This is a genomic window from Bradyrhizobium sp. AZCC 1577, assembly GCF_036924575.1.
Lineage (GTDB): Bacteria > Pseudomonadota > Alphaproteobacteria > Rhizobiales > Xanthobacteraceae > Bradyrhizobium.
This window is the reverse complement of the sequence record NZ_JAZHRQ010000001.1, coordinates 4,797,440-4,809,790: the sequence shown is the minus strand read 5'-3', so window position 1 is coordinate 4,809,790 and position 12,351 is coordinate 4,797,440. Positions and strand designations below refer to the sequence as shown.

General features: G+C 64.1%; 11 protein-coding genes. 7 read left to right on the top strand and 4 right to left on the bottom strand.

The features are described from left to right. Positions 1-43 precede the first annotated feature (43 nt). The 3 genes from V1278_RS22780 to V1278_RS22770 all read right to left on the bottom strand — a co-directional run bounded on the left by V1278_RS22780 (position 44) and on the right by V1278_RS22770 (position 3,220). Positions 44-1,504, bottom strand: coding sequence for a type II and III secretion system protein family protein (locus V1278_RS22780; RefSeq protein ID WP_334362464.1), 1,461 nt, complete (start codon positions 1,502-1,504; stop codon positions 44-46). Between the two features lie 17 nt (positions 1,505-1,521). Then, positions 1,522-2,313, bottom strand: coding sequence for a Flp pilus assembly protein CpaB (gene cpaB, locus V1278_RS22775; RefSeq protein WP_334362465.1), 792 nt, complete (start codon positions 2,311-2,313; stop codon positions 1,522-1,524). A gap of 280 nt (positions 2,314-2,593) precedes the next feature. Then, entirely contained in the window at positions 2,594-3,220 is a 627-nt protein-coding gene (locus tag V1278_RS22770; protein WP_334382264.1) for a GntR family transcriptional regulator, read from the bottom strand. A gap of 158 nt (positions 3,221-3,378) precedes the next feature. On the opposite strand from V1278_RS22770, the gene V1278_RS22765 reads away from it, so the two are divergent. The 7 genes from V1278_RS22765 (at position 3,379) to thrS (ending at position 11,088) form a co-directional block, all read left to right on the top strand. Next, the gene (locus V1278_RS22765; protein ID WP_334382263.1) at positions 3,379-4,179 is read left to right on the top strand and encodes an enoyl-CoA hydratase/isomerase family protein; all 801 of its coding nucleotides are present in this window, start codon (positions 3,379-3,381) and stop codon (positions 4,177-4,179) included. Positions 4,180-4,188: 9 nt separating this feature from the next. Further along, positions 4,189-5,442 (top strand): CaiB/BaiF CoA transferase family protein, encoded by a 1,254-nt coding sequence (locus tag V1278_RS22760; RefSeq protein ID WP_334362468.1) that lies wholly within the window; start codon positions 4,189-4,191, stop codon positions 5,440-5,442. 52 nt (positions 5,443-5,494) lie between these two features. Continuing rightward, on the top strand, positions 5,495-6,487 hold the full coding sequence (locus V1278_RS22755; protein ID WP_334362469.1) for a Bug family tripartite tricarboxylate transporter substrate binding protein: 993 nt from the start codon (positions 5,495-5,497) through the stop codon (positions 6,485-6,487). Between the two features lie 10 nt (positions 6,488-6,497). Then, the gene (locus V1278_RS22750) at positions 6,498-6,980 is read left to right on the top strand and encodes a tripartite tricarboxylate transporter TctB family protein (RefSeq protein ID WP_334382262.1); all 483 of its coding nucleotides are present in this window, start codon (positions 6,498-6,500) and stop codon (positions 6,978-6,980) included. Between the two features lie 11 nt (positions 6,981-6,991). After that, complete coding sequence (locus tag V1278_RS22745; protein WP_334382261.1) at positions 6,992-8,518, top strand: tripartite tricarboxylate transporter permease; 1,527 nt, start codon at positions 6,992-6,994, stop codon at positions 8,516-8,518. Then, positions 8,515-9,546, top strand: a complete 1,032-nt coding sequence (locus V1278_RS22740; protein WP_334382260.1) for a 4-hydroxythreonine-4-phosphate dehydrogenase PdxA — start codon at positions 8,515-8,517, stop codon at positions 9,544-9,546. Before V1278_RS22745 ends, V1278_RS22740 begins: the two co-directional genes overlap by 4 nt. 303 nt (positions 9,547-9,849) lie before the next feature. Continuing rightward, entirely contained in the window at positions 9,850-11,088 is a 1,239-nt protein-coding gene (gene thrS, locus V1278_RS22735) for a threonine--tRNA ligase (protein ID WP_334382259.1), read from the top strand. On the opposite strand, the gene metC is transcribed toward thrS, so the two are convergent. Then, positions 11,085-12,278, bottom strand: coding sequence for a cystathionine beta-lyase (gene metC / locus V1278_RS22730; RefSeq protein WP_334382258.1), 1,194 nt, complete (start codon positions 12,276-12,278; stop codon positions 11,085-11,087). The genes thrS and metC overlap by 4 nt on opposite strands. Positions 12,279-12,351: the final 73 nt, after the last annotated feature.

The following is a 12,351-nucleotide window of genomic DNA, read 5'->3' as shown; positions in this document are numbered from 1 at the left end:
CATCGTTCTGTCCTCGTCCCCACGCGGTGAACAGTTCTGAAACTCAATCAATGATGAAGCCAAAGTTGCCCTGGACGCCGGCGACCGGATCGACGCGGGCGGCGAGGCCGTAGATGCGGTTGATGCGTCCGAGCAGCGTGGACTGGGAATCGGCAGCCGGCGCGAAGCCGTCATCGGGCCGCGACAGCTCTTTCTGCGCGACCGCGCGCACAACATACGGCGTCACGAGAACCATCAGTTCGGTCTGGTTGTTGACGAAGTCCTGGCTGCGGAACAGCGCGCCCAGAACCGGCAATTGATCAAGCCCGGGCAGGCCGTTGATGGCCTGCTTGGTCTGCTCCTGTATCAGGCCGGCCATCGCCACCGAGCCGCCGGACGGTACTTCCAGCGTGGTCTCTGCACGCCGGGTCTTGATCGAGGGAATGGTCGTTCCACCGGCACCGCCCGTCAGGGAGTTTTCGGTCGAGACTTCCGACACTTCCGTCATCACCCGCAGGCTGATCCGCCCCTCACTCAGGACTACCGGCGTGAAGTTGAGCGAGATGCCGAATTTCTTGAAGCTGACGGTCTGGACGCATTGTCCGATGGTGCCGCCCGTGGTCGTTTGGCAGGTCACGCCGGTCGGAATGGGAAATTCGCCGCCCGAGATAAACGTTGCGGATTCGCCGGAGATCGCTGTGAGATTGGGTTCGGCGAGCGTCCGCACGACACCGGCGCTTTCCATCGCGCGAAGCGTCGCCCTGACCGACGGCGCCGAGCCAAATTGCCCGATAAGGCTATTGCCAGGGACGAGGGGCTGGTTGTTTGCCGTGAAGGGATTGTTATTGTTGAAGAGCACCGACGTGTTGCCAACATTCATGCTGGCGCTGAGATCGATGCCCATCTGTTTGATGATATCGCGCCGCACTTCCGCGACAGTGACCTTCAACATCACCTGGTCGCGGCCGCGAACGACGATCGAGTTGACGACCTTCTCGGATCCGCCGACCAGCCGTGCAGCGATCTCGCCGGCCTGTTGGGCTTCGACCGGGCTCGATACCGAGCCAGTCAGCAGTACGCTGTCGCCGACGCCCTCGATCTGAATCCCCGGCAACGACTGCCGCAGCGCGGCGCGCACGCCGTTGAGATCGCGTTTAATTGCGATGTCGTAGGACGCGATCTGCTGGCCATCGCCGTCGAAAAACACCACGTTGGTCTGGCCGACGGCGCCGCCGATGATGTAGGCGCGTTGCGGGGAGCGAATGACGGCATTGGCGATCTTCGGATCGGCCACCAGCACGTCTTTTACGTCGCGTGGCAGGTCGACGACCACCGACTTGCCGATGCCGAGCGAGAGGAAGCGCATCTTGACCGGGCCGATTGCGGAGGTCGTGACCGGATCCTTCTCAGACTCGGCTGCGACCACGGGCAGCAGCGGCCCGAGCGTCAGCGCGGCGACAGCCGACAATAACAGGGTGCGCACCGCCACGGTTCGCATCGCTGACTGATTTTCCCCAAACTTCATATCGGGCGTCCTTTCGGTCACTTCTGTGCCGTCGTTTGATTGGCGACTCCGTAGCGAACCACGTTGACGCTCTCGTTTCGTTTTTGAGCCTCGGAACGGCCTTCGGCCGCGTTGACATCGGTGATACTGCGCAGCGCGAGCGACAGCGTGCCGCTCTGGCGCGCGCGCGCCAGAGTCTCGGCCTGCTCGGGCTTCAGTTCGAGTGTGGCGGTGCGGCCGACGAGGGAGTTGCTGCCCTCTTTTTCCTTTGGCGCCTGATCGATCGCCAGCACGCGGATGTTGGAGAGAATGATTTCCGATTGGGCGACGTCGGGTCCCTTGCTGTCCGGATTCTTTTCACGCTTGGAGAGGATGACGTCGACACGGTCGTTGGGCAGGATGAAGCCGCCGGCACCGGTTTCCGGCGAGATCTCGGTCGAGATCGCCCGCATGCCGGTCGGCAGGATGGCGGCCATGAAGCCGGAGCCGTTGGCTTTGACCAACTTCTGCTCGCGGATCGGCTCGCCCGCGAAGAATGGGCTGCGCGCGATCGAGCCTGCGATTTCCTTGATGGCTTCGGCCTTGCTGGCTCGGTTGATCAGATTGCTGCCGGCGGCCGCGGCAGGCCAGGCCTGCCATTGCAGGTCCTCGGGCTTGACCTGCTGGCCGAGCCCGATGTCGGACTTCGCGACCAGAATTTCCACCGTCGGCAACGGTGCGACAGGTTCGGCTACTGGTCGAGATGTTTCTTCCGTGCCACGGGCGAGATAGGCGGCAACACCGCCGGCACTCAATGCGATGGTCAGAACGACGACACGTGCGATGTTCATACGCTTTGCTACTCTTACGCAGGGACGTCCCAACTACACGGCAGATGGCGGCCATCCCCGGAGGTATGACTAGGCATCAAAGGTATAAGGGAACTTGAGGGTTGAATTATTTGGTCGATCGCACGGCGGGATTCGCCGTCATGGTGAACGGGTGGTTATCGTTTTGGGAAAACCGCTCCGCAAAACCCCGGGGTCGTCTCGGCGTGGGCGTAGCGACGGCCGAATGCGGGTAGAGATGGACGGGCGCTTCGGATGAGAATCAGCGTCAGGCTAGACGCTGCTATGATGCGCGAGCCTGATCTTGCGGCTCGGTCTCCGCGAAGCCAGCCTGCAAGACCTCCTCGCGCTTGTGGCGCAGATGCGCGCGCAGGATATGCGACAACCCCACGCCGTCGCGGCGTTGCAGTGCATTGAGGATCGCTTCGTGCTCCTGCACCGCCAGCGCCCAGCGGCGCGGTGTCATCGGCGTGACGTAGCGCGCACGCCGAATGCGGGCCGTGACGGATTCATATAGGCCTGACAGCACCGGGTTGCCGGCCGCGGCGATGATCGCCTCGTGGATGGTGCGGTTGCAGCGGTAGTATTGGAGAAGGTCGCGATCGCCGTAGTGCCGCACCATCGTGGCGTGGACGGCGGCGACCTCGGCGATATCGGCATCGGTGATGCGCTCGCAGGCGAGCTCGCCAGCCAGGGCTTCGAGCCCCTGGCACACCTCGAACAGGTCGCGCATGTCCTTGTCGGTTAACCTGGCCGCGCGCGAGCCGCGGTTCGGCAGCAACTGAACCAGGCCCTCGGCGGCGAGCACCTTGAGGGCTTCGCGCAGCGGTGTGCGCGAGATCTGCAGCTTTTCACAGAGGTCGCGCTCGGGAATCCGCGCGCCCGGCGGGATCTCGCCATCGAGCAACATGGCGCGGACGCGGCCTACGACTTCCTCATGAAGCATCCCGTAAGATCCAATTTGCATGCAAAAGAGGCTATATCACCGGAATTATGATAGTTCCAGCTTGATAAACCATATTTTTGCATTCAGAATTGATTAAGGTCGATTAAGAAAGGGCCGGCAGCATGGATCACGACGTGACTGTAGGGGAGGATGACCTCCTGTTTGCCCTCGATGACGGTATCGGCCGGATAACCTTCAACAGACCGCAGGCGCGCAACGCCTTCACCTTCGCGATGTACGAGCGGTTGGCTGCGATTTGCGAGCGCGCCAACCGCGACCATGGGATCAAGGTGCTGCTGCTGCGGGGTGCCGGCGACAAAGCGTTTGCCGCGGGCACCGACATCAACCAGTTCCGGGCCTTCAAGGCGCCGCAGGACGGGCTCGACTACGAGAACCGCATCGACCGCGTGCTCGGCATCCTCGAAACCTGCCGGGTGCCGACGATTGCCGCCATCAACGGCGCCTGCACCGGCGGCGGCGCGGGAATCGCGGCCTGCTGTGACCTCCGCATCGGCACCAGAAGCACGCGGATGGGGTTTCCGATCGCGCGCACGCTCGGCAACTGCCTGTCGATGTCGAATGTCGGCCGCATCACCGCGTTGATCGGCCCGGCGCGCGTCAAGGATCTGATCTTCACGGCACGGCTTGTCGAAGCCGAGGAGGCGGCCTCGGTGGGCCTGCTCAACGAGGTCGTCGATGATCTGGCCGCGCTCGACAGGCGCGCCGACGAGATCGCAAGGCTCGTTGCCCGCAACGCGCCGCTGACGCTGAGCGCGACCAAGCAGGCAGTCGCCCGGCTGCAGAAACGGCTGACGCACGAGGAGGGCGAGGACCTCATCCTGATGTGCTACACCAGCCAGGATTTCCGCGAAGGGCTCGACGCGTTTCTCACCAAGCGCGCGCCGCAATGGCGCGGCCAATAGGAGCCCTTAATGTCCCTTCAAAACGACACGACGCCGCGTTCGGGGCCGCTTGCCGGCCTCAAGGTCATCGATCTCACCCATGTGATGGCGGGACCGACCTGCACGCTGATGCTCGCCGACATGGGCGCCGATGTCATCAAGATCGAGAAATGGCCAAATGGCGACGACACGCGGCACTCGGTGCCACCGAAGATCGGCGACGAGGCAGCCTCCTTCCTGATGATGAACCGCAACAAGCGCGGTATCGTGCTCGACCTGAAGACCGCAGGCGGCAAGGAAGTGCTGCGGCGGCTGATCGCTGACGCCGACGTGCTGGTCGAGAATTTCGCGCCGGGCGCGATGGAGCGGTTAGGCTTCGGCTATGAGGAACTGCATCGGGATTTTCCGGCGCTGATCTATTGCTCGCTCTCTGGTTTTGGCCGAACCGGCCCGTACAAGCATCGCCGGGGCTTCGATCTGGTCGCCCAGGCGATGAGCGGCATCATGAGTTTCACGGGCGAACGGCTGGATGGTCCGCCGGTCAAATGCGGCCCGCCGCTGTCCGATATCACGGCCGGACTCCTCGCCAGCATGGGGATCCTGGCCGCCTATTCGCATCGGCTCAAGACCGGTGAAGGGCAGTGGGTGGAGACCTCGCTCTACGAGGCGGCGCTGGTTCAGACCTATTGGCAGTCGACGATTGCGCTCGCCAGCAACGTGGCGCCGCGCGCCATGGGCTCGGCCCATCCGCTCAACGCACCGTATCAGGCGTTCGAGGCATCCGATGGCTGGCTCGTGGTAGGCGGCGCCAACAAGAAGCACTGGCTATTGATGCTGGAAGCGCTTGGCGCGCTGGAACTGGCTTCCGACCCGCGCTTCGTCAACGGCTCCGACCGCATGGCGAATCTGAAGGAGCTCGAAGCCGAATTGAGCGGGCGTTTCCGCAAACAGACGCGGGCGCATTGGCTGGCGGCACTTGACGAGAAAGGCGTGCCCTGCGGCCCCGTGCACGACATGCTGGAAGCGTTGAGCGATCCGCAGACGCTCGCGCGCGAGATGGTGGTTGAGGTCGAACATTCGACCCTCGGACCGGTGAAGACGATCGGGCTGCCGGTCAAATTCTCGGCGACGCCCGGGAAGGTGCGTTCGGGCGCGCCTGTTTATGGCGAGCATACGCGCGAGGTGCTGCGCGAACATGGTTTTGATCCGGCGCAGATCGATGCGTTCGAGCGGGAGGGGGCGATCGTTGCCGCCTCGGCCGGCCGCAAGGAGCAGGTCGCCTGACGAGAAGACGAGAATACGAACGACAACAAGAAACGCCTACCCGGAGGAAACCATGAAGATCACGTCAAAACTGCTGCTGTCCACGACGGCTTTCATGCTCGCGGGCGCGCTTCCGGCCATCGCGGCCTGGCAGCCGCAGAAGCCGATCGAGTTCGTCGCTACCGCGGGGCCGGGCGGCGGCACTGACAATCTTGCGCGCGCCGTCCAGAGCATCGTCACCAAATACAAACTGACCGACCAGCCGGTCGTGGTCGTCAACAAGGGCGGCGGCAGCGGGGCGGAAGGCTATGTCTACGGCAAGGCGTCCGCCGGCGATCCCTACAAGGTGATCTTCGGTACCTCGAACGCGTGGCAGCAACCGCTCGTCTCCAAGGTTGCCTTCAACTACACCGATCTCACCCCGATTGCCGCGATGGCGCAGGACGAGTTCCTGCTGTGGGTGAAACAGGACGCGCCCTACAAGACGGCGGGCGACTTTCTCAAGGCGGCGGCCGCGACCGAGTTCAAGATGGGCGGCGCGCAGTCCAAGGACACCGACGAGGTGCTGACGCGGATGATCGAGAAGGCGGCCCGCGTCAAATTCACCTACATCCCCTTCAAGAGCGGCGCCGAGGCTGCCGTGCAACTGGCCGGCGGCCATATCGATGCCCACGTCAACAATCCCTCCGAGAGCCTTGGGCAATGGCGCGGTAGCACCCAGCGCCCGCTCTGCGCGTTCAGCCCGAAGCGGTTGCCGCAGGGACCGAAGGTCACGACGTCAGAAGGCTGGAGCGACGTGCCGACCTGCGTCGAGCAGGGGCTTGCGATTTCGCAATATGAGCAGCCGCGCACGGTGTGGCTGCCCGGCAAGGTCAGCCCGGAGCAGGCGGCGTTCTACGTCGACCTATTGAAGAAGGTGCAGGCGACGCCCGAGTGGAAGGAATACATCGAAAGGACCTCGCAGGTTGATACCTTCCTGACCGGCGCTGCGCTCGACAATTTCATCAAGCAGGACCTCGAACATGTAAAGCAGGTCGCGGGCGAACAGGGCTGGCTGGTGAAGTAGGGCCGGACCGATGATATCACGACGCGCGCTCGAGATAGCCGCCGCGGCGCTGACCGGAATCTTTGGCGTCGTTGTCGTTGTTTCCAGCATCGACAACGGCATCGGCTGGTCGAGCGCCGGCGTCGACGCCGGTACGTTTCCGTTCCTAACCGGAATCATCATCGTGCTCGGCAGCCTTTACAACATGGGGCAGGGCGCCATGGGGCGCGGCACCCTCGCAGTGGTCAGGACAGCCATCACGCCATCCGAGTTGCGCCGCCTCGCGGGCTTGTTCGTTCCAGCCGCGATTTTCGTCGCCGTCATTCCAATGGTTGGAATGTATCTCGCCTCGGCGGGCTACGTTTTTGCGGTGCTGACGTGGCCGAAACGGCAATCGGTCTTGCGCGCGCTTGTCATCGCCGCGGCAACGCCGCTTGCGCTTTACGTCGTGTTCGAGCGCATGTTCCAGGTGTCGCTGCCGCACGGCGCGCTCGCCACAGCGTTCGGTTTCTGAAGGGCGGGGCGATGGAAAACCTTCAATCGCTGCTGCACGGTTTCACCATCGCGGTCACCGTTCCGCACCTGACGCTGATGGTGATCGGCGTTCTGCTCGGCATTCTCGTCGGCGTTCTGCCCGGTCTTGGTGCGCCAAACGGAGTGTCGCTATTGCTGCCGCTGACCTTCGGCATGCAGCCGGTGTCGGCGATCATCCTGCTTTCGAGCATGTATTGGGGCGCGCTGTTCGGCGGCTCGGTGACGTCGATCCTGTTCAACATCCCGGGCGAACCTTCGTCGGTCGCCACCACCTTCGACGGCTATCCGATGGCGCGCGACGGCAGGCCGACGACGGCGCTGGCCACCGCTTTCGGCTCGGCGGCGTTCGGCGCGCTTGTCGGCGTGGTCCTGATTACGTTTCTGGCGTCGTGGGTGGCGCAGGTGGCGCTCGCCTTCGGACCGCCCGAATACTTCGCGGTCTATTTCCTCGCCTTCGCCAGTTTCGTCGGCATGGGCGGTGCGGCGCCGATCAAGACGGTGGTGGCGCTCGCGATCGGCTTTGCCATCGCCGCGATCGGTATCGATACGGTCTCGGGCAGCGTGCGGCTCACCATGGGTATCGACGAGCTGGTGAAGGGCGTCAGCTTCGTCGTTGCCGTGATGGGGCTGTTTGGTATCGGCGAGTTGCTGATTGCGGTGGAGGAGGAGTTTCAGGCCCGCGCGGTATCGTCGAGGGTGGATTGGAAGGAAGTCTTCCGGGCGCTCGGCCGTCTGCCGCAGCACGGCATTGCGTTGCTGCGCAGCGCCGCCATTGGCTGCTGGATGGGCATTACGCCGGGCGGTCCGACCGCGGCTTCCTTCATGAGCTATGGTATCGCCAAGCGCTTCTCGCGCAATGGCGCTCGTTTCGGCACCGGCGAGGCCGAGGGCATCGTCGCGCCGGAGACCGCCGACCATGCCGCCGGCACCAGCGCGCTATTGCCGATGCTTTCGCTCGGCATTCCCGGCTCGGCTACGGCCGCTGTCATGATGGGCGGGCTGATGATCTGGGGATTGAATCCCGGACCGATGCTGTTCGTCGATCAAAAGGATTTCGTCTGGGGGCTGATCGCCTCAATGTATGTCGGCAACATCGTTGCGGTTGCGCTCGTGCTGCTCACCGTTCCCGTGTTCGCCGCCCTGATGCGCATTCCCTTCGCCGTCATCGCTCCCCTGATCGTCATCATTTGCGTGGTAGGCGCCTATTCGGTCTCGAACTCCTATCTCGACGTCGTCCTGATGCTTGGCTTCGGTGTCGTCGGCTATCTCTTCAAGAAGCTGCACTATCCGTTGGCGCCGTTGGTGCTTGCGATCGTGATCGGCGACAAGGCTGAGGACGCGTTCCGGCAGGCCATGCTGATGTCGAAGGGATCGCTCGGGATATTCTTTGCAAACCGGCTGGTGACGACCCTCGTTCTGGCCGGGATGGCGTTGCTGCTGCTTCCGCTCGCCCTGCAGATCGTGCGTCTGCTGCGAAAGCCGGACGAAGCCGCTGATGAAAAGGTGAGGACCATATGAAGCTGCATAGCCCCGGCAAGCCAGTGATCGCGCTGGCGATGGGAGATCCCGCCGGTATCAGCCCGGAGTTGACCGCAAAACTCGCCTGCCTCGATGAAATCCTCTCCCGCGCACGCCTGATCGTGATCGGAGATCGCCGCGTTTTCGACGAAGGCGCGCGCGTGGCCGGCGTCAGGACGGACCTGCCAAATGTAGCTCCATCCGCGGACCCGCGAACAATCGGCAGTGACGCCGCTTTTATGGACCTTGGCCATCTCGATCCCGCGACCGTCGAGCGTGGTGTCGCGAGCCAGGCCGGTGGCGCGTTCGCGCTGGAGAATTATCGTCGCGCGCTCACGCTGGCGCGTGACGGGCAGGCCGACGCCGTCTGCTTCACGCCGTTCAACAAGAAAGCGATGCGGCTCGCGCGCGCGGAGTATGACGACGAGATCGCGTTCTCCGCCGAGGTCGCCGGCCTGAAAACGCCAGCCAGCGAATTCAACGTGCTCGACAGGCTCTGGAATGCCCGCGTCACCTCGCACATCGCGCTCAAGGATGTGGCCTCGCGCCTCTCCGTCGAACGTATTCATCGCGCGCTGAAACTGACCGATGCCTGCATGCGACAGGCCGGCTTTGCCGAGCCCCGTATCGCGGTGGCTGGTCTCAACCCGCATGCCGGTGACGGCGGCAATTTCGGCCGCGAGGAGATCGATGTGATCGAACCTGCTGTCATGGCCGGCCGGGCCGAAGGAATAGCGGCGGAAGGGCCGTTTCCGGCCGATACGGTTTTCCTGCGCGCCAAGAACGGGGCCTTCGATGCGGTGCTGACGATGTACCACGACCAGGGCCAGATCGCGATGAAGCTGATGGGCTTCGATCGCGGAGTGACAATTCTCGGCGGCTTCCCGTTTCCGATCTGCACGCCGGCGCATGGCACGGCCTATGACATCGCCGGCCAAGGCGTCGCCTCGGTTGGCGCCAGCCGCGCGGCCGTGTTGCTCGCGGCTGAGATGGCTGATACGGCCGGGTTGCGAAATCGGGCGGCGTGAAGCGCCGGCCTAGGCCCGTGGACTCATTAGCACACAGCCAGGTGCGAATGGATGCGAGCTTGACGAACGCTAGGCGGCTGGCGTTGACGCCTGAGCGTTTTACCGCCATATACAGCGCATGAAGAAGCTTCAGTCAGCCGCATTGACCACCACCGCGACCGCTTACGGCGGATCGCCTGCTGGTTGCGCGCGCTAGAGACAAGCGTACTTCACCCAGAAAAGGCCCCGCCGGCGACGGACGGGGCCTTTTCTGGTTTTTGATGGTCCCCGTCCGCGCTTTTTCCGATCACAGGGAATACAGCCATGGACGATCTCGACCATAGAAATCTCGGCGTGAAGCTCAAACTCTGGCACCTTCAGGAAGATGCGCCGGGCATGGTGTTCTGGCATCCGCGCGGCTACGCGGTCTACCGGGTGCTGGAGGATTATGTCCGGCGCAAGATGCGCCAGGCCGGCTATGCCGAGGTCCGGACACCGCAGCTTCTGCCAAAGGAGTTCTGGGGCCGCAGCGGGCACTGGGACAAGTTCGGCGAGCACATGTTCCGGGTCGACGACGGCGAGCAGGCGATGGCGCTGAAACCAATGTCGTGCCCGTGCCACGTGCAGATCTTCAACAAGGGGCTGCGCTCGTGGCGGGAGCTTCCGATCCGCTATGCCGAGTTCGGCGCCTGCCACCGCAATGAGCCGTCCGGTTCGCTCCACGGCATCATGCGGACGCGCGCCTTCGAGCAGGACGACGGGCATGTGTTCTGCCGCGAGCAGGACGTGGAGGGCGAAGTCGCGTGCTTCATCGCCCTGCTGGGCGAGGTCTACCGGGAACTCGGTTTTCCCGACTACGAGGTGGCGCTGGCGACGCGGCCGGCGGTGCGTGCCGGCGACGATGCGACCTGGGACTGGTCGGAAGCGAAGCTCGGCGATGCCGCGCGGCGCTGCGGCCTCGTGCCTCAGATCAACCCCGGCGAAGGTGCGTTCTACGGACCGAAGCTGGAATTCGCGCTGCGCGACCGGCTGGGACGATCCTGGCAGTGCGGCACCGTGCAGGTCGACGGCGTGCTGCCGCAGCGGCTCGAGGCGTCCTACGTCGCCCCCGACGGCAGCCGCGCGAGCCCCCTGATGATCCACCACGCCATCTTCGGATCGCTCGGCCGCATGATCGCGATCCTGCTCGAGCACCACGGCGGCGTGCTTCCCTTCTGGCTGTCGCCAGACCAGGTCGCGGTCGCGCCGATCTCGAAAGACCAGGCCGGATACGGCGCGGACGTTCTGGCGGCGTTCGAGGATGCCGGAATCCGGGCCGTTGCCTGTGACGGCGCCGATACCCTTTCGCGGCGCATCGTGGCGGCCCATGAAATGGCAGTGCCGGTGATGGCTATCGTCGGCGGGCGCGAGATGAGGGACGGCCGGGTGAGCCTGCGCGAGCGCGACGGCTCACAGGCCGACGTTCCGCTGGCCGAGGCGGTGTCCCGCCTGCAGGCGAGGGCGCGACCGGGCGCCCTTGTGGCTGAAGCCTTGTACGCTCGAGCTTATGGCTTCACGCCCTAGGTGGCCGCCTTCAATGCCGCAAAACCGCGATCGAGATCGGCCTTGAGGTCGTCGACATTCTCCAGGCCGATGTGGAGCCGCAACGTCGGCCCGCCGGGGGACCATTTGGTCGCCGTGCGGTAGGGATCGCAGTCGAACGGGATGATGAGGCTTTCGAAGCCGCCCCACGAATAGCCCATGCCGAACAGCCTGACGGCGTCGAGCAGGGCATCGACCGCCTTCTGCGGTACCGGCTTCAGCACGATGCTGAACAGGCCGGAGGCGCCGGTGAAGTCGCGCTTCCAGATCGCGTGGCCGGGATGGCTTTCGAGCGCCGGATGCAAGACCTGCAGGACCTCGGGGCGGCCGGCGAGCCAGCGCGCCATTTCCAGGCCCGAGCGGTAATGTTGCGCGAGCCGCACCGAAAGCGTGCGGGTGCCGCGCAGCGCCAGGAATACGTCGTCCGGTCCGGCGCAGACGCCGAGCAGGCGGATACCCTCGGTGAGCAGCGGCCAGGCTTTTGCATTCGCCGAAATCGTGCCGAACATGATGTCGGAATGGCCGCCGATATATTTGGTGGCGGCCTGCATGCTGATGTCGACGCCCTGGTCGAGCGAGCGGTGAAACAGTGGCGTCGCCCAGGTGTTGTCGTCGATGACGAGTGCGCCCTTGGCATGCGCGACTTCGGCGATGGCGGGAATGTCGCTCATTTCAAACGACTGCGAGCCGGGCGCCTCGACCAGCACCGCCCTGGTGTTCGGTTTGAACAGTTTCTCGATCCCGGCGCCGACCAGCGGATCGAAATAGCCGACCTCGACGCCGTAACGGGCCAGCATGCCGTTGCAGAAGTTGCGCGACGGCCGGTAGACATTATCGGTCACCAGCAGATGATCGCCGGCCTTCAAGACCGACAGGAGTGCGGTGGTGATTGCGGCAAGTCCTGATGGCGCGAGGCCTACGCCCGCGCACTGCGGGCCTTCCAGTGACATCAGCACGTCCTGCAGCGCCAGTGTGGTCGGGGTGCCGTGACGTCCGTAGGAGAATTCGGCGCGGTGGGCGTGCAGGTCCTCGGCGGTCGGGTAGAGCACGGTCGATCCGCGGTATACCGCTGGATTGACGAAACCCCTTTGTCCTTTGGTGTCGCGGCCGGCGGTGACCAGTCTGGTTTCGGGTTTTTGCGGGTTGGACGGACCGTCGTGCGAAAAGCTCATGCGTTTGCATTATCCAAGACGTTATGCCGCAGCCACAACTTGATCGCGAAAACACCGGCGAGCGGCGGGTCGA

Bases quoted from the DNA above. Each gene is read 5' to 3' on its own strand.
- V1278_RS22780 (WP_334362464.1), bottom strand. From the start codon at position 1,504: ATGAAGTTTGGGGAAAATCAGTCAGCGATGCGAACCGTGGCGGTGCGC.
- cpaB (WP_334362465.1), bottom strand. From the start codon at position 2,313: ATGAACATCGCACGTGTCGTCGTTCTGACCATCGCATTGAGTGCCGGC.
- V1278_RS22770 (WP_334382264.1), bottom strand. From the start codon at position 3,220: ATGTTGCTCGATGGCGAGATCCCGCCGGGCGCGCGGATTCCCGAGCGC.
- V1278_RS22765 (WP_334382263.1), top strand. From the start codon at position 3,379: ATGGATCACGACGTGACTGTAGGGGAGGATGACCTCCTGTTTGCCCTC.
- V1278_RS22760 (WP_334362468.1), top strand. From the start codon at position 4,189: ATGTCCCTTCAAAACGACACGACGCCGCGTTCGGGGCCGCTTGCCGGC.
- V1278_RS22755 (WP_334362469.1), top strand. From the start codon at position 5,495: ATGAAGATCACGTCAAAACTGCTGCTGTCCACGACGGCTTTCATGCTC.
- V1278_RS22750 (WP_334382262.1), top strand. From the start codon at position 6,498: ATGATATCACGACGCGCGCTCGAGATAGCCGCCGCGGCGCTGACCGGA.
- V1278_RS22745 (WP_334382261.1), top strand. From the start codon at position 6,992: ATGGAAAACCTTCAATCGCTGCTGCACGGTTTCACCATCGCGGTCACC.
- V1278_RS22740 (WP_334382260.1), top strand. From the start codon at position 8,515: ATGAAGCTGCATAGCCCCGGCAAGCCAGTGATCGCGCTGGCGATGGGA.
- thrS (WP_334382259.1), top strand. From the start codon at position 9,850: ATGGACGATCTCGACCATAGAAATCTCGGCGTGAAGCTCAAACTCTGG.
- metC (WP_334382258.1), bottom strand. From the start codon at position 12,278: ATGAGCTTTTCGCACGACGGTCCGTCCAACCCGCAAAAACCCGAAACC.